This window comes from Variovorax sp. PvP013, assembly GCF_050435945.1.
Lineage (GTDB): Bacteria > Pseudomonadota > Gammaproteobacteria > Burkholderiales > Burkholderiaceae_C > Variovorax.
The window spans coordinates 72,874-93,189 of sequence record NZ_JBNDLF010000008.1; the positions used below are offsets into that span (position 1 = coordinate 72,874).

Consider the following 20,316-nt stretch of genomic DNA (forward strand, 5'->3'; position numbering starts at 1 on the left):
CGATGAAAAGTCGTCGTTTGTCAAGGCGGGGCGGACTCCGGATCATCGCCCGATCGCCCCGCCGCGATCCCTCGTTCCAGACCCCTCCGGAGACCCCGCCATGCTCGACACCACCCAGCGCATTTCCGTCTACCAGCCCGAACAGGTCGGCCTGAAGTTCCCCGAACTGCCGACCTTCGCCACCCACGCCGAGGAGCGCCGCCACCGCAAGGAACGTCTGGTCGCGGCCTGCCGCGCCTTCGCGCAGCAGGGCTTCGACTACGGCTTCGCCGGCCACCTGACGATCCGCGACCCCGAGCGCCCGCACCTCTACTGGACCAACCCGATGTGCGTGCACTTCGCCCAGGTGAAGGTCTCGAACCTGATCCTGGTCGACCACGACGGCAGGGTGGTGGAGGGCGATCACGCCGTCAACCGCGCGGGCTTCGTGCTGCACGCGGCCGTGCACGAGGCCCATCCCGACATCCTGGCGATGTGCCACGCGCACACCGTCTACGGCACCGCCTTCGCCGCGCTCGGCAAGAAGCTCGAGCCGATCAGCCAGGACGCCGCGGCGTTCTACGAGGACCACGTCGTCATCGGCGACGAGGCCGGCCAGGTGGCGGTGGAGGTGAAGGCCGGCAACAAGGTCGCCAACGCCTTCACCGGCGTGAAGGCCGCCATCCACCAGAACCACGGCCTGCTGACCGCCAGCCGCCACGGCATCGAGGCCGCGGCCTTCTGGTTCATCGCGCTGGAGCGCTGCTGCCAGCAGCAGCTGATGGTCGAGGCCACCGGCGTCACGCCCCGGCTGGTGTCGCCCGAGCGCTCGCGCTACAGCCGCGAGCATGTGGGCAGCGAGTACATCGGCTGGCTGCACTTCCAGCCGATCTACGAGCAGATCGCGCGGAGCCAGCCGGACATGTTCGACTGATCCCGATCCGCGACCTCGGAAAAAACAACAACGGAGACACCATGAACACGACCACCCTGCCGCACGGGGCGGCGGCGCAGCCGCGCACGGAAGACGCGGTCTACGCCCGCGTCACCTGGCGGCTGATCCCGCTGCTCTTCATCTGCTACGTGGCGGCCTACCTCGACCGCGTGAACGTCGGCTTCGCCAAGCTGCAGATGCTCAACGACCTGAAGTTCAGCGAGGCCGTCTACGGCCTGGGCGCGGGCATCTTCTTCATCGGCTACTTCGTCTTCGAGGTGCCGAGCAACCTGCTGATGCACCGCTTCGGCGCCCGGCGCTGGATCGCCCGCATCATGATCAGCTGGGGCGTGATCTCCGGCTGCATGATGTTCGTGACGACGCCGGCGATGTTCTACGTGATGCGCTTCCTGCTGGGCGTCGCGGAGGCCGGCTTCTTCCCCGGGATCATCCTGTACCTGACCTACTGGTACCCGGCGGCGCGGCGTTCCAAGGTGACGTCGCTGTTCATGACCGGCATTCCGATGGCCGGCGTCATCGGCGGGCCGCTGTCGGGCTGGATCCTGGCGAGCCTGGACGGCGTCGGCGGGCTGGCCGGCTGGAAGTGGCTGTTCGCCGTCGAGGCGCTGCCCTCGCTGGTGCTGGGCGTGGTCATCCTGAAATACCTCGACGACCGCATCGGCGACGCGACGTGGCTGAGCGCGCAGGAGAAGCGGATGCTCCAGCGCAACGTCGACGCCGGCCAGGCGCAGGTCGAGAGCCACTCGGCGCTGGGTGCCTTCCGCAATCCCAAGGTCTGGATCCTGAGCGCGGCCTACTTCGGCTTCATCATGGGGCTCTACGGCATCGGCTTCTGGCTGCCCTCGCTGGTCAAGGCCTCGGGCGTGTCCGACCCGGCGACCATCGGCTGGCTGGTGGCGCTGCCCTACGCCGCCGCGGTGGCCTGCATGGTGTGGACGAGCGGCCACTCGGACCGCACCCGCGAGCGCCGCTGGCACATCGCGATCCCGGCGCTGGCCGGCGCGGCCGGCCTGGTCGCCAGCACGCTGGTGCCGCAGACGCCGGCGTGGGCCATCGTCACGCTGACCGTCGCGACCATGGGCATCCTGACCGGCCTGGCGCAGTTCTGGTGCCTGCCGCCGGCCTTCCTCGGCGGCGCGGCGGCGGCGGCCGGCATCGCGCTGATCAATTCGGTGGGCAACCTCGCCGGCTTCGTCAGCCCGTTCATCGTCGGCTTCGTCAAGGACGCCACGGGCAGCACCAACGACGGCCTGTTCGTGATCGCCGCCAGCCTGCTGGTCGGCGGAGCCATCGTGCTGTCGCTGTCCAGGCGGGTGCTCGACCGCTGACGACGCCGCGGTCCCGACGGCGCCGCCGCCTCACAGCGGCACCGTCGCCTCCTTGAGCACGCGCAGCACGAAGTGCGACTTGCTGTGCCGGATGCCGGGGATCTTGTAGAGCTTCTCGCGCAGCAGCCGCTCGTAGTCGCGCGTGTCGCGCACGGCGATGCGGATGTAGTAGTCGTAGTCGCCCGAGACCAGGTAGGCCTCCTGGATCTCCGGGATGGTGGCGAGCACCTGGCCAAAGGCGTAGAGCGTGTCCTCGGTGTGGCTCTCCAGCGTGAGCTGCACGATCACCGAGTCGCGATAGCCGATGCGCGCCGGGTCGACGGCGATCGTGTAGCGCTTGATGACGCCCTCGGCCTCCAGCCGCTTGATGCGGCTCCAGCAGGTGGTGGGCGACAGGCCGACCTCGGCGCCGATGTCCTGCAGCGTGCGGCGCGAGTCCTCCAGCAGCAGGCGCAGGATGGCCATGTCGGTCCGGTCGAAGGAGGCTTCGGCGGCATCGCCGGATTTCCGGTTGTTCTTCAAGCTGCCACCTGGAATTCGTGGGGAGTCGGGAGGCACATTCTGCCCATGGCGGCCGCCCGGGCGTGCCGGCCGATCTGCTCCAATCGATCGATGCAAGATTTCCTGTCGGATCGGGGGGTGAGGATCGGCCGCGTGGTGCCGGCGACCTGCGTGCTGGTGCTGCTGCACTTCGGCCAGGACTTCCTCAAGCCGCTGGCCATCGCGAGCATGCTCGCCCTGGTGGTCGCTCCGCTGGTGCGCAAGCTCGCCAGGAGCGGCCTGGGGTCGACGACGTCCACGCTGGTGTCGGTGGCGCTGGTGGCGGCCTGCGTGGTCTGGATGGGCGCGGTGCTGACGATCCAGCTGGTCTCGGTCGCCGCCGACCTGCCCCGCTACCGGGCCGCCATCGAGGCCAAGGTCGACTCGGTCCGGGAGACGGCGGTGCGGCCTTTCGAGCGCTTCGAGGCGCAGCTGCGCAGCGCGGCGCCGCCGGAGGCCGGCCGCGACGGGGCGGGCGCGCCGGCGCGGTCGCGGGCGTCGCAGGCCGCGTCCGGCCGGACGCCGGCCCAGGTCCAGGCACCGGCGCCGACCCCCTCGGCCGCCGACCTGGTCTCGAAGCTGCTGTCCGCGCTGGTCGGGCCGGTCGGGGAGGCCGGCATCGTCTTCGTCCTGCTGGTGTTCATCCTGCTGGAGCGCGAATCCCTCGGCGACCGCTTCATCCGGCTGGTGGGCGAGGCGAAGCTGGGCACCACCGTGCAGGCGCTCAACGACACGGCGCAGGGCGTCTCGCGCTTCTTCCTGTCGCAGTCGATCGTCAACGTCGCCTTCGGGGCGGTCGTCGGGGCGGGCCTGTGGCTGATCGGCATCCCGCACGCGGCGCTGTGGGGCGCGATCGCCGGCCTGCTGCGCTTCGTGCCCTACGTCGGCGTGCTGGGGGCGGCCGCGCTGATCGCGCTGTTCAGCGCCGCGGTGGATCCGGGCTGGAGCCTCGTGCTCGCGAGCCTGGGGCTGTTCCTCGCGCTGGAGCTGACGGTCGCGCACGTGATCGAGCCGCAGGTCTACGGCCACAGCACCGGCCTGGCGCCGCTCGCGGTCATCGTCTCGGCGCTGTTCTGGGGCGCGTTGTGGGGGCCGGTCGGGCTGCTGCTGTCGACGCCCTTGACGCTGTGCCTGGTGGTGGTGGGGCGGCACATGAAGGCGCTGGAGCCCCTGACCATCCTGCTGACCGAGTCGCCCGGCCTCAACGCCGGGCAGCGCTTCTACCAGCGCGCCCTGAGCGGCGGCGCCGACGCCATCATCCGGGACGCGCGCGCCTTCCTGCGCCGCGACAGCTTCGCCCGCTACTGCGACCAGGTCCTGCTGCCGGGGCTGGCGCTGGGCGTGGCCGACTTCCGCGCGGGGCGCATCGACGCGCGGCAGCGCCTGCGCATCCAGACCCAGGTCGTGCGGCTGGCCGAGTCGTTCGCGACGACCAAGCTGGGCTGGCGCGCGCGGCGGCGCGCGTCCATCGTCCTGACCGACGCGCACATCGGCACCCGCCTGCGCCAGATGCGCGAAGCCCGTCTCGGCCGGTGGCAGGGCGAGCTCGACGTGCCCACGGGCTCGATCGTGCTGTGCGTCAGCTCGGGCTCCGACCGCGACGAACTCCTCACCGAACTGCTGGTGCGGGCCCTGAGCGACGCCGACATCGACGCCCGCAGCGTGTCGATGGAGGAGCTGCCCGATCCCTCGCGGGACGACAAGGCCCGGCTGGTGGGCACCGTCTTCGTCGCCTATCCGCCCCAGGCGTCCTTCGCCGCCTGGACCGCGCTGACGGCCGAATTCCGCGCCGCGCTGCCGCACGCCGTGCTGGTCACCATCCGGCTGCCGCTCGACACCGCGGCCGCGCCGGAGGACGCCGTGGCGGCGCAGGTCGACCTGGTCCTGCATTCGTACGCCGAGGCCGAGACCTTCATGCTGCAGGGTGCCGGCGCGGCCGCCCCGTCGTCCGCCCTGCCGTGACGGCCGACCCGGCCGTGCCCGGGCGTGCGGCTATGATCGCCGCGTTGGTGCTCGCCCCGGCTTTCCGGTCGGGGCAGTTCAACGGGAATCAGGACAGGCGTCCGCGGCGATCCGTCCGCGCGCCTCAACCTGAGCTGCCCCCGCAACGGTAAGCGGACGCGAGCTTCCTGCTCGCTGCTCGTGTCGACAGACCACTGGGTGAACCCCGCGCAAGCGGTGCCGCCCGGGAAGGTGACACGGGTCGTCTCCGCCAGCCCGGATACCGGCCAACGAGGTGGCGTGCCGCATGCGTGCGGCGCGCCGGATGGTGCGGATCTGCGGGGAAGCAGGCGAGCACGACCGACCGGTGTTCCTCTCTTGAATCAAGTTCTGCCGTCCGAGCCGGGCCCGTCGCGCGCCCATGGGCCGTCGCGCGACGACGTCGCCGGTGTCCGATCCGGCCTCGTCACGGTGCTGACCGGCACCGGCAAGGGCAAGAGCACGACCGCCTTCGGGCTCGCCATGCGCGTCCACGGCGACGGCGGGACGCTCAAGATCTACCAGTTCATGAAGGTGCCGACAGCACGCTTCGGCGAGCATCGGCTGTTCGCGCAGCTCGGCCTGCCGATCGAGGGCCTGGGCGACGGCTTCAGCTGGAAGAGCCGCGACCTGGACCGCTCGGCCGCGCTGGCGCTCGACGGCTGGGCGCGCGCCGAGGCCACCGTCCGCGCGGGCGCGCACGACATGGTGGTGCTCGACGAGATCATGTACCCGCTGCGCTACGGATGGATTCCGCTCGAACGCATCCTGCGCTGCCTGCGCGAGCGACCCCCGCACGTGAGCGTCGTGCTCACCGGACGCAACGCCCCGGCCGAGCTGATCGCCATCGCCGACGAGGCCACCGAGATGGCCCTCGTCAAGCACCACTTCAAGGCCGGCGTGCCGGCACAGCGCGGCATCGAGGACTGACGCTCCCGCGTCCGCCCCGATCCATCCACCAGCACCTTTCCAACCCGACGCCGGAGAACACCCCCATGCAAAGTCGCAAGATCCCCGCCACCATCGTCACCGGCTTCCTCGGCAGCGGCAAGACCACGCTGCTGCGCCACCTGCTGCAGAACGCCGAAGGCCGGCGCATCGCCGTCATCGTCAACGAGTTCGGCGAGCTGGGCATCGACGGCGAGCTGCTGCGCGGCTGCGGCATCGGCTGCGACGAGACCGGCGCGCCCGACGGCCAGCTCTTCGAGCTCGCCAACGGCTGCCTGTGCTGCACCGTGCAGGAGGAATTCGCGCCCGTGATGGAGCAGCTCGCCGCGCGCCGCGACCGCATCGACCACCTGGTCATCGAGACCTCCGGCCTGGCGCTGCCCAAGCCGCTGGTGCAGGCCTTCCAGTGGCCGGCCCTGCGCAACGCCTTCACGGTGGATGCCGTCATCACGGTGGTGGACGCGCCGGCGGTGGCCGCCGGCCGCTTCGCCGACGACCCGCCGGCGGTGGACGCGCAGCGCCGCGCCGACGAGAACCTCGACCACGACTCGCCGCTGTCGGAGCTGTTCGAGGACCAGCTGGCCACCGCCGACCTGGTGGTCGTCCACAAGACGGACGGGCTCGACGCCGCCGCCCTGGCCGCGGTGGAGGCCGTCGTCCGCGCCGAGACCGCCGCCGGCGTGAAGCTGGTGCACGCGCAGCACGGCCGCCTCGACCTGGGCGTGCTGCTGGGCCTGGAGCGCGCCGTGGAGGATGCGATCGACGGGCGCCGGACCCATCACGACGAGGAGGAGGACCACGACCACGACGCCTTCGACTCGGTCTCGGTGACGCTCCGGGTGCCCGGACGCGACCGCCTGCTGGCGGTCCTGCGGGAGCTGGTCGAGCGCCACGAGATCTACCGGGTCAAGGGCTTCGTGGCCTTGCCGGACGCCGCGATGCGCCTGGTGGTGCAGGGCGTCGGCGCGCGCTTCGACAGCTACTTCGACCGGCCCTGGCGCGCGGACGAGACACGGCAGACGCGCCTGGTGCTGATCGGCGCGGCGCTCGACGGCGCCGTGCTGCAGGCCGAACTGGACGCGGAGCTGGGCCTGGCCGCCACCGCCTGACGCGACACCGCGAGGAAGCCGCCATGCACCTGCTGTCCACCCGCCCGGGCGGTCACGTCGAAGACGGCGGCCAGGGGGTCGTGCGCGTGGCGCAGACGCCCGCCCCGGTGGTCGTGCTGAGCGCGGCCGACACCACCCTGTCGCTGCTCGCCGACGCGGTCGGGCGGCTGGCGCCCGACTATCCGAGTGTGCGGCTGGCCAACCTGATGTGGCTGCGCCAGCCGGCGTCGGTGGACATGTACGTCGACGACGTGCTGCGCCATGCCCGCGTGCTGGTGATCGACCACCTGGGCGCGCCGAGCGACTGGGCCTACCTGGTCGAGCGGGCGATGTCGCTGGCGCGCGAGCGCGGGCAATGGCTGGCGATCTTCTCGGGCGATGCCTTCGAGGACCTGCAGCTGCTCATGCGCAGCAGCGCGCCGCACGACGACTGCCGCCACCTCTGGCGCTGCCTGCGGGAGGGCGGCCGCGACAACGCCGAGGCCTTCTTCGCGCTCATCGGCCACGCGGCGTTCGGCCTGGGCGCGCGGCCACCGTTGCCGGTGCCGCTGCCCCCGGCCGTGCGCTACCGGCCGCAGGGCGCGCCCGGTCGCGCCCCCTGCGGGCCCGATGCGCCGGCGGCGCTGCTGCTGTTCTATCGTGCGCACCTGCAGGCGGGCAACACCGCCGTGTTCGACGCGATGCTCGACGCCCTGGCCGCCGCCGGCCTCGCGCCGCTGGCGCTGGCCGTCGACTCGCTGAAGAACCCCGAGAGCCACGCCGCGGTCCAGGCCCTCGTCGCCGAGCACCGCGTGGCGATCGTGCTGAACGCCACCAACTTCGCCGTGGCGTCGATCGACGGCCGCGACGACGGCGACGCGTCCCCCGCCGCGCTGGCCGGCGACGCGCCCGTGCTGCAGCTCGTCACCGCCGGCGGCACCCGCGAGCAGTGGCTGGCCGACGCGCACGGCCTGGCGCCGCGCGACCTCGCGATGCAGGTGGTGCTGCCGGAGGTCGACGGCCGCGTCCTGACCCGCGCCATCAGCTTCAAGGGCACGGCCTGGCGCTGCGAGCGCACCGAGCTCGACGTGGTCCGCTACGAGGCCGACCCCGAGCGCATGGCCTTCGTGGCCGAACTCGCGCGCCGCTGGTGCGTCCTGCGCGACAAGCCCGAGGCCGACAAGCGCGTCGCGCTGATCCTGGCCAACTACCCGATCGACGATTCGCGCATCGCCAACGGCGTCGGCCTGGACACGCCGGCCTCGACCGTGGCGGTGCTGCGCGCGCTGGCGGCGGCGGGCTACCGGACCGGCGGCCTGCCCGCCGACGGCGACGCCCTGATCGCGGCGCTGCTGCGCGGCGTCACCAACGACGTCGACGCCAACGATGCCCGGCCGGCCGCCCAGAGCCTCGCGCTGGCCGACTACCTGGCGGAATTCCGGCGGCTGCCCGAGGCCTGCCGGGAGGCGGTCGACGCCGCCTGGGGTCCGCCCGAGCGGGACCCGACCCTGCGCGCCGGGCGCTTCGCCATCGCCGGCCTGCGCTTCGGCCACGTCTTCGTCGGCATCCAGCCGGCGCGGGGGCGGGGGATCGACCTCGCGGCCACCTACCACGACGCCGACCTCGTGCCGCCCCACGCCTACCTGGCCTTCTACTTCTGGCTGCGCCGCGCCTTCGCGATCGACGCGGTGGTGCACGTCGGCACGCACGGCAACCTCGAATGGCTGCCGGGCAAGAGCGTGGCGCTGAGCGCGGCCTGCTGGCCCGACGCCATCCTCGGCCCGCTGCCGCACCTCTACCCGTTCATCGTCAACGACCCGGGCGAGGGCAGCCAGGCCAAGCGGCGCACGCAGGCGGTGATCGTCGACCACCTGATGCCGGCGATGACGCGCGCCGAGACCTACGGTCCGCTGCAGCGGCTCGAGCGCCAGATGGACGAGTACTACGAGGCCCTGTCGCTCGATCCGCGCCGCGCGCGGCTGCTGCGCGAGGCGATCGTCGAGCGCACCGTGCGCGAGGGCCTGCACGAGGAACTCGGCCGCGTCCGGCCGGCCGACGACGCCGGGCGCGACGACCTCCTGCAGGGACTGGACGCCTACCTCTGCGAGATCAAGGAATCCCAGATCCGCGACGGCCTGCACGTGCTCGGGAGTTCGCCGCAGGGCCGGCAGCGCACCGACACGCTGCTCGCGCTGGCGCGCTTTCCCGGCGGCGCGGCGCCCGGCCAGCAGAGCCTGCTCGTCGCCCTGGCGCGGGACCTCGGTCTGGCGGGCGTGGACGGTTTCGACGCCCTGAGTCCGGACTGGGCCGCGCCCTGGCACGGCCCGCGTCCGCCGGTGCTGCGGGCGGTCTCCGACGAGGCCTGGCGCCACGCGGGCCACACGCGCGAGCGGCTGGAAACGCTCGCGGCGCGGATGGTGGCGGCGCACGTGGCCGATGCCCGGGCCGTCCCGTCCATCGCGCCGGAACCGCTCGACGAGGCGGCCTGGCCGCACGCCGCGCCGGTGCTGCGGCGCCTCGCCGAGGTGCTGGCGCCGCGCCTGGACGCCTGCGGCCCGCAGGAGACGGCGCAGCTGCTGCGCGGCCTGGACGGGCGCTTCGTGCCGCCCGGCCCCAGCGGCGCGCCCTCGCGCGGACGCCCCGACGTGCTGCCCACCGGGCGCAATTTCTACAGCGTCGACACCCGCGCCGTGCCCACGCCGACGGCCTGTGCCATGGGCGCGGCGGCGGCGGAGCGGCTGATCGAGCGCCACCTGCAGGACCACGGCACGATGCCCGGCGAGGTCGGCCTGACCGTGTGGGGCACCAGCACCATGCGCACCGGCGGCGAGGACGTCGCGCAGGCCTTCGCGCTGCTGGGCGTGCGGCCGAAGTGGGCCGACGGCAGCGGCCGGGTGATCGACGTCGAGGTGCTGCCGATGGCCGTGCGCGACCGGCCGCGCGTGGACGTGACCCTGCGCGTGTCGGGCTTCTTCCGCGATGCCTTCCCCAACGTGATCGACCTGTTCGACACCGCCGTGCGCGCCGTCGCCGCCATCCCCGAGGACGACGAGTCCGACGAGGTCAACCCGATCCGCGCCCGCGTGCGGCGCGAGGCCGACGCGGCGCTGGCCGCCGGCCGCGCCGCCGCAGAAGCGCAGCGCGAGGCCACCTGGCGCGTCTTCGGCCCGCGCCCCGGCGGCTACGGCGCGGGCGTGCAGGAGGCGCTGGACGGCGGCCGCTGGCAGGACGGCGCCGATCTCGCCGAGGCCTACCTCCGGGCCGGGGCCTTCGCCTACGGGCAGGACGGCCACGGCGTCGCCGCGCGGTCCGCGTTCGAGCAGCGCATCGGCGGACTCGACGCCGTCGTCCACAACCAGGACAACCGCGAGCACGACGTGCTCGACGCCGCCGACCACGCGCAGTTCCAGGGCGGCATGGCGGCCGCCGTGACGCAGCTCGCGGGCGCGCCGGCCGCGCTCTACCACGGCGATTTCAGCGTGCCGGGCTCGCCGCGCATCCGCACCCTGCGCGAGGAGGTCGCGCGCGTGGTGCGCTCCCGCGCGGTCAACCCGAAGTGGCTCGCGGGCGCGCAGCGCCACGGCTACCGGGGCGCCGCCGAGATCGCCGCCACGGTCGACAACCTGTTCGCCTACGGCGCCACCACCGACGTGGTGGGCGACCACCAGTACGCGCTGGTGGCCGACGCCTACCTGCACGACGACGCGGTCCGCGATTTCCTGCAGCGGCACAACCCGCTGGCCCTGCGCGGCATCGGCGAGCGCCTGCTCGACGCCGTGCGGCGCGGCATGTGGCGCGAACCGGGCGACCACCGGGCGCGCATCGAACACCACCTCCTGGCGCTGGAGCGCCGGCTCGAGGAACACGGCGAAGGGCCGCTGCCATGACATCCGCAACCACCGTGCCGGTCGAGGCCGCCGGCCACGCCGACTTTCCCTTCGCCGCGCTGGTCGGGCAACCGCTGCTGCGGCGCGCGCTGCTGCTCGCGGCCGTCGACCCGGCGATCGGCGGCGTGCTGGTCGGCGGTCCGCGCGGCACGGCCAAGTCGACCGCCGCGCGGGCCCTGGCCGCGCTGCTGCCGGCGACGCCCGCCGCGTCGCCGGCGCCCTTCGTCACGCTGCCGCTGTCGGCCTCGGTCGAGCAGCTCGTCGGCACGCTGGACGTCGAGGACGTGCTGCGCGACGGCCGCCTGCGGCTCGCGCCCGGCCTGCTGGCGCGCGCCCACCACGGCGTGCTGTACGTCGACGAGGTGAACCTGCTGCCCGACGCGCTGGTCGACGCCATGCTGGATGCCGCCGCCAGCGGCGTGAACACCGTCGAGCGCGACGGCATCTCGCACCGGCACGCGGCGCGCTTCGTGCTGGTCGGCACCATGAATCCGGAGGAGGGTGAGCTGCGGCCCCAGCTGCTCGACCGCTTCGGCCTGTCGGTGACGTTGGCCAATCCGGCCGACGCGGCGCAGCGCACGGAGATCCTGCGCACCCGCCTGCGCTTCGACGCCGACCCGGCGGCGTTCGCCCGCGACCATGCCGGCGAGCAGGCCCGCCTGGCCGGCGCGGTGGTCGCGGCGCAGGCGCTGCTGCCGCGCATCGCGTGGCCGGACGCGGTGCTGCAGCGCGCCGCCGCGCTCGCCCTCGCGGCCGGCGTGGACGGCCTGCGCGCCGACCTCGTGATGCTGCGGGCGGCGCGCGCGCTGGCGGCGCTGGCGGGCCGCGACGAGGTCGCGGCCGGCGACGTCGACGAGGTCGCCGAACTCGCGCTCGCGCATCGCCGGGGGGAGGGCGTGAGCGCCCCGGCGCCGGCGCCCGCCGCCGGCCCGCGCGGGACGCCGCCCCCGGCGGACGGCGATCGGTCCGGGCGCGCGGGGCCCGACGGCGATGTCTCCGCCGACGCGTCGCCCATGGGCGACTGGGGCGCGCTCCCGCCGGTGGCCGAAACCCTCACCCGCGTCGTCGCCACGCAAGGATGGCCGGCAAAAAAAGCATGAGCCACCGCAGCCGCCTCGTGCGCCCCGGGCGCGCAGGGCTGCGGTGGCCGGACCCCCCCGTCGCGCCACGGCCGTCGTCCACGGACGCGGTGCCCGCGCCCGCCGGCGCGCGCATCGCTTGGCTGCCCACGCTGCTGGCCAAGGGCGCCGGACCGCTGCGGGCCGAGCACCTGCGCCACGTCCGGCATGCCGTGGAACCGGCGCGCCTGCACCTGATCGTGCTCGACACCTCCGGCTCGATGCGCCGGCGCGGCGGCCTGGCGCTGGCCAAGGGGCACGCGGCCGCGCTGATCGAGCGGGCGGCGCGCGCCGGCGACCGCGTGGCCCTGCTGTGCTTCGGCGGGCAGGGGGTCGAACTGCGGCTGCCGCCGGGTCCGGCGCGGGCGTCCGGCCGCGAGAAGGTGCGGCCCCTGGGCGGCGGCGGCGGCACGCCCGTGACCCACGCCCTGGCCGAGGCCGACCGGCTGCTGCGCCGCGCCGAGCGCCGCGAGGGTCCGGTCGAGTCGTGGCTGTGGCTGCTGACCGACGGCCGCACGCTGGAGCGGCCGGCCGCGCCGGCGGCGGCGCGCCACGTGGTCGTCGTCGACTTCGACGATCCCGCGCGCGCCCTCGGACGCTGCGCCGACTGGGCACGGGGCTGGGGCGCCGAGCACCACCGCGCCAGGTCCTGACCGTCCCGAACGATTTCCCCTTTCCCATCGCCATGTCCCACGAAGCGACCAACGCACCCGTCACCGAACTCATCGTCTGCACCACCTGCCGTCCGGCGGGCGCGTCGCGCGAACCGCCCGCCGCCGGCCAGGTCCTGCTGGCGCACGTGCTGGCGCTGCAGGAACGGCGGCCGGACGCCGGCCTGCGGGTGCGCGGCATCGCCTGCATGAGCGGCTGCGGGCGGGCCTGCACGGTCGCGCTGCAGGCGTCGGGCAAGCCGACCTACTACTTCGGCGACCTGGACGCCGACGCGGAGACGGCGGCGCAGGTCCTGGCCTGCGCCGCGCTGCACGCCCTCCACGTCGACGGCGCCCTGCCGCGCAGCCAGCGCCCGGAGCGCCTGCGCGGGGGCATCCTCGCCAAGCTGCCGCCCGCGCTGGCGGCGCTGCCGGCGGTGGCCGCGTGATGCACGCGCGCGCATTGCCGGCCGAGGCCGGCGAGCCGGAGGCACGGTCCGCGTCGACCGGCCCGCGCCCCGAGGCCAAGGGCTGGTGCCCCGGCGCCCACCGCGCGATGGCCTCCGGTGACGGCCTGCTGGTGCGCGTGCGGCCCCGGCTGGCGCGCCTGACGCGCGCGCAGGCGCTGGGACTGTGCGAGCTGTCGCGGCGCCTCGGCACGGGACTCGTCGACCTGACCCATCGCGCCAACCTGCAGCTGCGCGGCGTGCGGCCCGGCGACCACGCCGCCGTGGTCGAGGCGCTGTGCGCCCTGGGGCTGGTCGACCCGGACGCGGCCGTGGAGACCCGGCCGGCGGTCCTGGTCGCGCCCGACTGGCGCGCGGGCGACGACACCGAGGCCGTCGCCGTCGAGCTGCTGTCGCGCCTGGGCGAGCTGCCGGCGCTGCCGCCCAAGTTCGGCTTCGCCGTCGACGCCGGGCCGGCGCCGGTGCTGGCCGACGCCCCGGCCGACGTGCGTGTCGAGCGCGCCCGCTCGGGCGGCCTGATCGTGCGGGCCGACGGCGCGCCGGCCGGGCATGCCGTCGCCCGCGCGGCGGCGGTGGACACGGCGCTGGCGATGGCGCGCTGGTTCGCGTCGACGGCCGATGCCGTCCGGCCGGCCTCGCGGCGGATGCGGGCCCATCGGCGGGTCATGGACTGGACCGGAGGCCCGTGGCCGCTCGAACCGGCCGCCGACGCGGCGCCGCTGCCGGCGCCCGGCCCGTCGCCGCTCGGCCCGGTCCTGGGCGTTCCCTTCGGCCGGATCGAGGCCGGCGCGCTCGCCGCGCTGCTGCGCGACGGCGGCGCGGTGGCCCTGCGCCTGACGCCGTCCCGCGCGCTGGTCCTCGAAGGCGGGCGGTCGTGCGCGTCGGGCCCGTTCATCGCCGTGGCCGACGATCCGCTGCTGCGCGTCGACGCCTGCCCGGGCGCGCCCGCCTGCGCCTCGGCGACGGTGGCGACCCATGCGCTCGCCCGCGCCCTGGCGGCGTCGCTCGACTCGCTGGGCGGCGGCGGCGCGCGCCCGAGCCTGCATGTCTCCGGGTGCGCCAAGGGCTGCGCGCGCGCGCGGCCGGCCGACGTCACGCTGGTCGGCCGCGACGGCGCCTTCGACCTGGTGCGCCAGGGCCGCGCCTGGGACGCGCCCGTGCGCGGCCGGATGTCCGTGGAAGAAACACTGCGAGAAACACTGCGCTCGCTCGCTGGAACGCCCTGATGCACGTCTACGAAACCAACGGCGCGGAGATCTACCGCCGCTCCTTCGCCATGATCCGCGCCGAGGCCGACCTCGCGCGCTTCGACGCCGACGACGAGCCGGTGGCGGTGCGCATGATCCACGCGGCCGGCCTGATCGGCCTGGAGGCGCACCTGCGCTTCTCCCCGGGCTTCGTCCGCGCGGCGCGGGAGGCGCTGGTCGCCGGCGCGCCCGTGCTGTGCGACGCGCGCATGGTCGCCGAGGGCATCACCCGCTCGCGCATGCCGGCCGACAACGAGGTCGTGTGCACGCTGCACGCGCCGGCGGTGCCGGCCCTGGCGGCGGCCCTGTCGACCACCCGGTCGGCCGCCGCGCTCGAAATCTGGCGGCCGCACCTCAAGGGCGCCGTGGTGGCCATCGGCAACGCCCCGACCGCCCTGTTCCACCTGCTCAACATGCTGCGGGACCCGGCCTGCCCGCGGCCGGCCGCGATCGTCGGCTGTCCGGTCGGCTTCATCGGCGCGGCGGAATCGAAGGACGCGCTGTGGACCGAGCAGCCGGTGCCCTGCTGCATCGTGGCCGGCCGCCTGGGTGGCAGCGCGATCACGGTGGCCGCGGTCAACGCGCTGGGGAGCCGCCAGGAATGACGTCGCGCGGCACGCTCTACGGCCTGGGTCTCGGCCCGGGCGATCCCGACCTGATGACCGTGCGCGCGCACCGCCTGCTGCGCGGCGCCACCCACGTCGCCTACTTCCGCAAGGCCGGGCGGGCCGGGCAGGCGCGCACCATCGTCGAGGGGCTGCTGCCCGCCGGCGCGGTGGAGCTCGCCATGGAGTACCCGGTCACCACCGAGATCCCGCTGCACGACCCGGCCTACAACGAACTGCTGTCGGCGTTCTACGCCGAATGCGCGACGCGCCTGCGCGCGCTGTCGGACGCCGGGCACGAGGTGGTGGTGCTGTGCGAGGGCGATCCGTTCTTCTACGGCTCGTTCATGCACCTCTACACCCGCCTGGCCGGCACGCACCCGGTGCGGGTGGTGCCGGCGATCACCGGCATGTCGGGCGCCTGGACGGCCACGGGCGTGCCCATCACCTGGGGCGACGACGTGCTCACCGTGCTGGCGGGAACGCTGCCGCAGGAGCGCCTCGCGCGCCACATGGCCGACAGCGACGCGCTGGTCGTGATGAAGATCGGTCGCCACCTCGACAAGGTGCGCCGCGCCCTGGCGGCGGCGGGGCGGCTGGAGGACGCCTGGCTGGTCGAGTTCGCCACCATGCCCGGCCAGAAGGTGGTGCGGCTGGCCGAGGCCGGGGACCGCGTCACGCCGTACTTCTCGATCGTGCTGGTGCACGGCCAGGGGCGGCGGCCGTGAGCGCGCCCGCGATGCGCGCCGGCGGCGGCGCCCCGGCCGCCGGCTGGCTGGTCGTCGCCGGACTCGGCCCCGGCGCGGACGAGCAGACGACGCCCGAGGTGAGCGCGGCGCTGGCCGAGGCCACCGACGTGGTGGGCTACTTCCCCTACGTGGCGCGGGTCGCGCCGCGCCCGGGCCTCGCGCTGCACGCCAGCGACAACCGCGTCGAGCTCGACCGCGCGACCCTCGCGCTGCGCCTGGCGGCGGCCGGCCGGCGCGTGGTGGTGGTGTCCTCGGGCGACCCCGGCGTGTTCGCGATGGCCTCGGCGCTCTTCGAGGCGCTGGAGGCGGGAGACGTCGCCTGGCGCGGTCTCGACGTGCGGGTGCTGCCCGGCATCACGGCCATGCTCGCCGCCGCCGCGCGCGCCGGGGCGCCGCTGGGGCACGACTTCTGCGCCATCAACCTGTCGGACAACCTCAAGCCCTGGGCGCTGGTGGAGCGACGCCTGCGGCTGGCCGTGGAGGCCGACTTCGCGATGGCGTTCTACAACCCGCGCTCGGTGGCGCGCCCGGAGGGCTTCGCGCGCGCGCTGACGGTGCTGCGCGAGGCCACCGAGGCGGCGGGGGGGCCGGCGCGGCCGGTGATCTTCGCCCGCGCCGTGTCCACGCCCGAGGAACGCATCCGCGTGGTGGCGCTGCCCGACGCGCGGCCCGAGATGGCCGACATGCGCACCGTCGTCATCGTCGGGTCGAGCCTGACGCGGACCGTCGAGCGCGACGGCGCGCCCTGGGTCTACACGCCGCGCTCGGCGCCGCGCGGGGCGGGCGCATGAGGCGGCGTGTCGTCCAGCCAGCGCAGCGCGTCGGCCACGCGCGCCACCTCGCGCCGCGCGGGCAGCGGGGGGCGGGCCACCATCAGCACGGGCAGGCCGAGGTCGCGCGCGGCGCGCAGCTTGGCGTCCGCGCCGCTGCCGCCGGCGTTCTTGCAGACGACGAGGTCGATGCGGTGCGCCCGCAGCAGCGCGGTGTCGCCCGCGACGTCGAACGGTCCGCGCGCGACGACCACCGTGTGCCGCGGCAGGGGCGGCGGCGCCTCGGGCGGATCGATCAGGCGCAGCACGTAGTGGTGCCGGGGCCGCGCCGCGAACTCGGCCAGGTGCATGCGGCCCAGCGCCAGCAGCACGTGCCGGGGCGGTCCGTCCAGCGCGGCGACGGCGGCGTCCATGTCGGGCACGGTCGTCCAGTCGTCGCCCGCGTCCGGACGCCACGCGGGCCGCGTCAATGCCAGCAGCGGCACGCCCGTCTCGGCGCAGGCCGCCACGGCGTTGGCGCTCATCCGCGCGGCGAACGGGTGCGTGGCGTCCACCAGGTGCGTCACGGCGTGGTCGCGCAGGTGGCGCGCCAGGCCGGCCGCGCCGCCGAAGCCGCCCACGCGCACCGGGACCGGCTGCGCCCGGGGCCGGGCGACGCGGCCGGCATACGACAGCACGGCGCGCTCGCCGCGATCGGCGAGGGCCTGCGCCAGCGCGCTCGCCTCCAGCGTGCCGCCCAGGACGAGGACGTGGCGCATGGCTGAGGGCATCGAGGAACGGGCGTGGTTGACGATCATCGGCGTGGGGGAGGACGGCTGGGCGGGCTTGACCCCGGCGGCGCGCGCGGCGCTCGACGCGGCCGAGGTGGTGATGGGCGGCGCGCGGCACCTGGCGCTGCTGCCCGGCCTGGGCGCCGAACGCGTCGAGTGGCCGGTGCCCTTCGCCGACGGCGTCCCGATCCTACTGGCCCGGCGCGGGCGCCGCGTGGCGATGCTGGCGTCGGGCGATCCGTTCTGGTTCGGCGCCGGCACGTCGGTGACACGGCATCTCGACCGCGGCGAGTGGCGGGCGCTGCCCGCCGCGTCGACCTTCGCGCTGGCCGCGGCGCGCCTGGGCTGGCCGCTGGAACGGCTCACCTGCCTGGGCCTGCACGCCGCGCCGCTGGCGCGCCTGCGGCCGCACCTCGCCGCCGGTGGCCGGCTGTTGGTGCTGCTGCGCGACGGCGACGCGGTGGCGGCGCTGGCGCGCTACCTGGTCGACCACGGCGCCGGCGCCAGCACGATGAGCGTGCTCGAGGCATTGGGCGGGCCGCGCGAGCGGCGGCGCGACGTCGTCGCGTCGGCCTTCGATCTCGCCGACGTGCGGCATCCGGCGGCCGTGGCGCTCCAGGTGGCCGGCACCGGGGGCCTGCCGTGCGGCACGGGCCTGCCGGACGACGCCTTCGCGCACGACGGCCAGCTGACCAAACGGAAGGTGCGGGCATTGGCCCTGTGCGCGCTGGCGCCCCGGCCCGGCGAGCGGCTGTGGGACATCGGCGCCGGGTCCGGGTCGATCGGCATCGAATGGCTGCTGCGGCATCCGGCGTGCGAGGCCGTCGCCGTGGAGGCCGACCCGGAACGCGCGGCGCGGCTGCGCGGCAATGCCGACCGGCTGGGCGTCGACCGCCTGGTGCTGGTCGAGGGCCGCGCGCCCGAGGTCCTGGCCGGCCTGCCGGTGCCGGATGCCGTCTTCGTCGGCGGCGGACTCGGCGAGGCCCTGCTGACCCACCTGTGGCGGACGCTGCCGCCCGGCTGCCGCGTCGTCGCCCACGCCGTCACGCTGGAATCCGAGGCCCTGCTCGCCGACTGGCACGCCCGCGCCGGCGGCAGCCTCAGCCGCATCGAACTGGCCGAGGCCGCGCCGCTGGGCACGCGCCGCGGCTGGCGCTCCGCCTACCCGATCGTGCAGTGGAGCGTCGTGCGATGACCGTCGCCGGCTTCGGTTTCCGACGCGGCGCGACGCCGGAGTCGCTGCGCGACGCGCTCGATCGTGCGATCGAGGCGGTCGCGGCGTCCCATCCCGGACCGGCGCCGGGGCCGGTCGCGCTGCTGGCCACCGCCCGGGACAAGGCCGACGCGGCCTGCCTGCGCGCGCTGTCCGACGCGCTGGGCGTGCCGGTCTGCGCCGTGCCGGACGACCGCATGCGGGCCACGCCCACGCCGACCGACCACGCCCGGGTGCGCGCGCTGCGCGGCACCGGCAGCACCGCCGAGGCGGCCGCCCTGGCCGCCGCGCGCATGCACGGCGCGCCGGACGCCCGGATCGCCCGTCCGCGCGCGGTGTCGGCCGACCGGCTGGCTACCTGCGCGCTCGCCGTCGGGACCCCACCATCCTCACCGCCATCGCCGCCGTCACCGGCGCGTTCCTCACCATGACCATCCATTTCATCGGCGCCGGTCCGGGCGCGCCCGACCTCCTGACCCTGCGCGGGCGCGACCTGATCGCGCGCTGCCCCGTCTGCCTCTACGCCGGCTCGCTGGTGCCCCGCGAGATCCTGGTGCATTGCCCGCCCGGCGCCCGCATCGTCGACACGGCGCCGCTCGACCTCGACGCCATCGTCGCCGAGTTCGTCGCCGCCCACGCGGCCGGGCACGACGTGGCGCGGCTGCATTCCGGCGACCTGTCGGTCTGGTCGGCGATGGGCGAGCAGCTGCGTCGGCTGCGCGCCCTGGACATCCCGTACACCGTCACGCCCGGCGTGCCGTCCTTCGCCGCCGCGGCCGCCGCGCTCGGCACCGAGCTCACGCTGCCGGGACTGGCGCAGTCGGTCGTCCTGACGCGCACGTCGGGCCGCGCGTCGGCCATGCCCGAGCGCGAGACCCTGGCGGCCTTCGCCGCCACCGGCGCCACGCTGGCGCTGCACCTGTCGATCCACCGGCTGGCGGAGGTGGCGGCCGAGCTGGTGCCGTTCCACGGCGGCGGGTGCCCGGTCGCCGTGGTCTATCGCGCGAGCTGGCCCGACCAGCGGATCGTCCGCGCCACGCTGGACACCATCGCGGTGGCGATGGGCGAGGGCGTGGAGCGCACGGCGCTGATCCTGGTCGGCCCGGCCCTGGCGGCGGAGGGTTTCGCCGACAGCCGGCTCTACGCCGCCGACTACGACCGCCGCTTCCGGCCGACGGCCGCCGCCGTGGACGCGTCGACCGACGCCCGACGCCCGACGCCCGACGCCCGACGCCTGACGCCTGACGCCTGACGCCGTTCCCCGATCCCTCTTGCCCCTTTTTCCCTCAACCCCCACCCCCCACCCCCCAAGGAGTACCCCCATGCACATGGAACCTGGAATCGTCGACGGCACCAAGATGCTGCTGTCCTATGCCACCGCGAGCGCCTGCGCGCTCTGCGCGGCGAAATCCGCGCTCGATCACGTCCGCCGGGAAGGCGCCGGATCGCTGGCGCTGCGCGGCGCGATCGCCACTCTGCTGGTGTTCGTGTTCTTCGAGGTGTTCCCGCACGCACCCGTCGGCGTGTCCGAGGTGCACCTGATCCTCGGGTCGTCGCTGTTCCTGATCCTGGGCGCCGCGCCCACGGCCATCGGCCTGGCGGCGGGGCTGGCGCTGCAGGGCCTGTTCTTCGAGCCGCAGGACCTGCCGCAGTACGGCATGAACGTCACGACCCTGCTGGCCGCGCTGTTCGCCATGCAGGCCGTGGCCCGGCGCGTGCTGCCGGCCGACCGGCCCTACGTCGAACTCGGCTACGGGCACGTGCTGAAGATGTCGCTGGTGTTCCAGGGCGGCATCGTCGCCTGGGTGGCGTTCTGGACGATCTACGGCCGCGGTGCCGGCGTGGAGATCCTGCAGTCGGTGGCCAGCTTCGGCGCGGCCTACATGACGGTGGTGCTGCTGGAACCCCTGGTCGACCTGGCGGTGCTGGCGGCGGCGAAGCGCTTGCGCGGGCGCGCGGGATCGAGCGGCGCCCTGGTGTTCGCGCGGCGCCTGCACCACGCGGCCTGAACGAGGTCGCCGA

19 protein-coding genes and 1 riboswitch are annotated in these 20,316 nt (G+C 75.0%); of the genes, 17 read left to right on the forward strand and 2 right to left on the reverse strand.

The genetic code is table 11. The features are described from left to right. Positions 1 to 100 precede the first annotated feature (100 nt). Positions 101 to 913, forward strand: a complete 813-nt coding sequence (locus ABID77_RS18220; protein ID WP_429598772.1) for a class II aldolase/adducin family protein — start codon at positions 101 to 103, stop codon at positions 911 to 913. 41 nt (positions 914 to 954) lie between these two features. Further along, on the forward strand, positions 955 to 2,262 hold the full coding sequence (locus ABID77_RS18225) for an MFS transporter (RefSeq protein WP_429598774.1): 1,308 nt from the start codon (positions 955 to 957) through the stop codon (positions 2,260 to 2,262). Between the two features lie 30 nt (positions 2,263 to 2,292). Here the strand turns inward: ABID77_RS18225 and ABID77_RS18230 are convergent, their stop codons facing one another. Then, complete coding sequence (locus tag ABID77_RS18230) at positions 2,293 to 2,727, reverse strand: Lrp/AsnC family transcriptional regulator (protein ID WP_429598938.1); 435 nt, start codon at positions 2,725 to 2,727, stop codon at positions 2,293 to 2,295. Positions 2,728 to 2,874: 147 nt separating this feature from the next. Between ABID77_RS18230 and ABID77_RS18235 the strand changes: the two genes are divergently transcribed. From ABID77_RS18235 to cobJ, 11 genes are all read left to right on the forward strand, one after another. Beyond that, positions 2,875 to 4,764: an AI-2E family transporter gene (locus tag ABID77_RS18235; RefSeq protein WP_429598777.1), complete on the forward strand. Its 1,890-nt coding sequence runs from the start codon at positions 2,875 to 2,877 to the stop codon at positions 4,762 to 4,764. Between the two features lie 28 nt (positions 4,765 to 4,792). Further along, positions 4,793 to 5,049, forward strand: a riboswitch (cobalamin riboswitch). An 84-nt stretch (positions 5,050 to 5,133) separates the two neighbouring features. After that, positions 5,134 to 5,712, forward strand: coding sequence for a cob(I)yrinic acid a,c-diamide adenosyltransferase (gene cobO / locus ABID77_RS18240; RefSeq protein WP_429598940.1), 579 nt, complete (start codon positions 5,134 to 5,136; stop codon positions 5,710 to 5,712). Between the two features lie 65 nt (positions 5,713 to 5,777). Then, on the forward strand, positions 5,778 to 6,839 hold the full coding sequence (gene cobW, locus ABID77_RS18245; protein WP_429598780.1) for a cobalamin biosynthesis protein CobW: 1,062 nt from the start codon (positions 5,778 to 5,780) through the stop codon (positions 6,837 to 6,839). Between the two features lie 23 nt (positions 6,840 to 6,862). Then, positions 6,863 to 10,705 (forward strand): cobaltochelatase subunit CobN, encoded by a 3,843-nt coding sequence (gene cobN / locus ABID77_RS18250; protein WP_429598783.1) that lies wholly within the window; start codon positions 6,863 to 6,865, stop codon positions 10,703 to 10,705. Next, complete coding sequence (locus ABID77_RS18255; protein WP_429598785.1) at positions 10,702 to 11,805, forward strand: ATP-binding protein; 1,104 nt, start codon at positions 10,702 to 10,704, stop codon at positions 11,803 to 11,805. The genes cobN and ABID77_RS18255 overlap by 4 nt, the downstream gene beginning before the upstream one ends. After that, entirely contained in the window at positions 11,802 to 12,476 is a 675-nt protein-coding gene (locus tag ABID77_RS18260; RefSeq protein ID WP_429598788.1) for a vWA domain-containing protein, read from the forward strand. The genes ABID77_RS18255 and ABID77_RS18260 overlap by 4 nt, the downstream gene beginning before the upstream one ends. A gap of 32 nt (positions 12,477 to 12,508) precedes the next feature. Next, positions 12,509 to 12,922, forward strand: a complete 414-nt coding sequence (locus ABID77_RS18265; RefSeq protein WP_429598791.1) for a DUF1636 family protein — start codon at positions 12,509 to 12,511, stop codon at positions 12,920 to 12,922. Continuing rightward, positions 12,922 to 14,166 carry a precorrin-3B synthase gene (locus ABID77_RS18270; RefSeq protein WP_429598942.1) on the forward strand — a complete coding sequence of 415 codons (1,245 nt, stop codon included), beginning with the start codon at positions 12,922 to 12,924 and terminating at the stop codon, positions 14,164 to 14,166. The genes ABID77_RS18265 and ABID77_RS18270 overlap by 1 nt, the downstream gene beginning before the upstream one ends. Continuing rightward, on the forward strand, positions 14,166 to 14,792 hold the full coding sequence (locus ABID77_RS18275; RefSeq protein ID WP_429598794.1) for a precorrin-8X methylmutase: 627 nt from the start codon (positions 14,166 to 14,168) through the stop codon (positions 14,790 to 14,792). The genes ABID77_RS18270 and ABID77_RS18275 overlap by 1 nt, the downstream gene beginning before the upstream one ends. Beyond that, positions 14,789 to 15,520 carry a precorrin-2 C(20)-methyltransferase gene (locus ABID77_RS18280; RefSeq protein ID WP_429598797.1) on the forward strand — a complete coding sequence of 244 codons (732 nt, stop codon included), beginning with the start codon at positions 14,789 to 14,791 and terminating at the stop codon, positions 15,518 to 15,520. Before ABID77_RS18275 ends, ABID77_RS18280 begins: the two co-directional genes overlap by 4 nt. Before the next feature lie 11 nt (positions 15,521 to 15,531). Next, positions 15,532 to 16,332, forward strand: coding sequence for a precorrin-3B C(17)-methyltransferase (gene cobJ / locus ABID77_RS18285; protein ID WP_429598945.1), 801 nt, complete (start codon positions 15,532 to 15,534; stop codon positions 16,330 to 16,332). Here the strand turns inward: cobJ and ABID77_RS18290 are convergent. Beyond that, the gene (locus ABID77_RS18290) at positions 16,293 to 17,069 is read right to left on the reverse strand and encodes a cobalt-precorrin-6A reductase (RefSeq protein ID WP_429598800.1); all 777 of its coding nucleotides are present in this window, start codon (positions 17,067 to 17,069) and stop codon (positions 16,293 to 16,295) included. The genes cobJ and ABID77_RS18290 overlap by 40 nt on opposite strands. On the opposite strand from ABID77_RS18290, the gene cbiE reads away from it, so the two are divergent. The 4 genes from cbiE (at position 17,068) to ABID77_RS18310 (ending at position 20,303) form a co-directional block, all read left to right on the forward strand. Next, complete coding sequence (gene cbiE, locus ABID77_RS18295) at positions 17,068 to 18,276, forward strand: precorrin-6y C5,15-methyltransferase (decarboxylating) subunit CbiE (protein ID WP_429598803.1); 1,209 nt, start codon at positions 17,068 to 17,070, stop codon at positions 18,274 to 18,276. The two genes, ABID77_RS18290 and cbiE, sit on opposite strands and share 2 nt — an antisense overlap. Next, positions 18,273 to 18,725: a cobalamin biosynthesis protein gene (locus ABID77_RS18300; protein WP_429598805.1), complete on the forward strand. Its 453-nt coding sequence runs from the start codon at positions 18,273 to 18,275 to the stop codon at positions 18,723 to 18,725. Before cbiE ends, ABID77_RS18300 begins: the two co-directional genes overlap by 4 nt. Continuing rightward, positions 18,722 to 19,546 (forward strand): precorrin-4 C(11)-methyltransferase, encoded by an 825-nt coding sequence (gene cobM, locus ABID77_RS18305; RefSeq protein WP_429598808.1) that lies wholly within the window; start codon positions 18,722 to 18,724, stop codon positions 19,544 to 19,546. Before ABID77_RS18300 ends, cobM begins: the two co-directional genes overlap by 4 nt. A 70-nt stretch (positions 19,547 to 19,616) precedes the next feature. Further along, complete coding sequence (locus tag ABID77_RS18310; RefSeq protein WP_429598810.1) at positions 19,617 to 20,303, forward strand: energy-coupling factor ABC transporter permease; 687 nt, start codon at positions 19,617 to 19,619, stop codon at positions 20,301 to 20,303. Positions 20,304 to 20,316 lie beyond the last annotated feature (13 nt).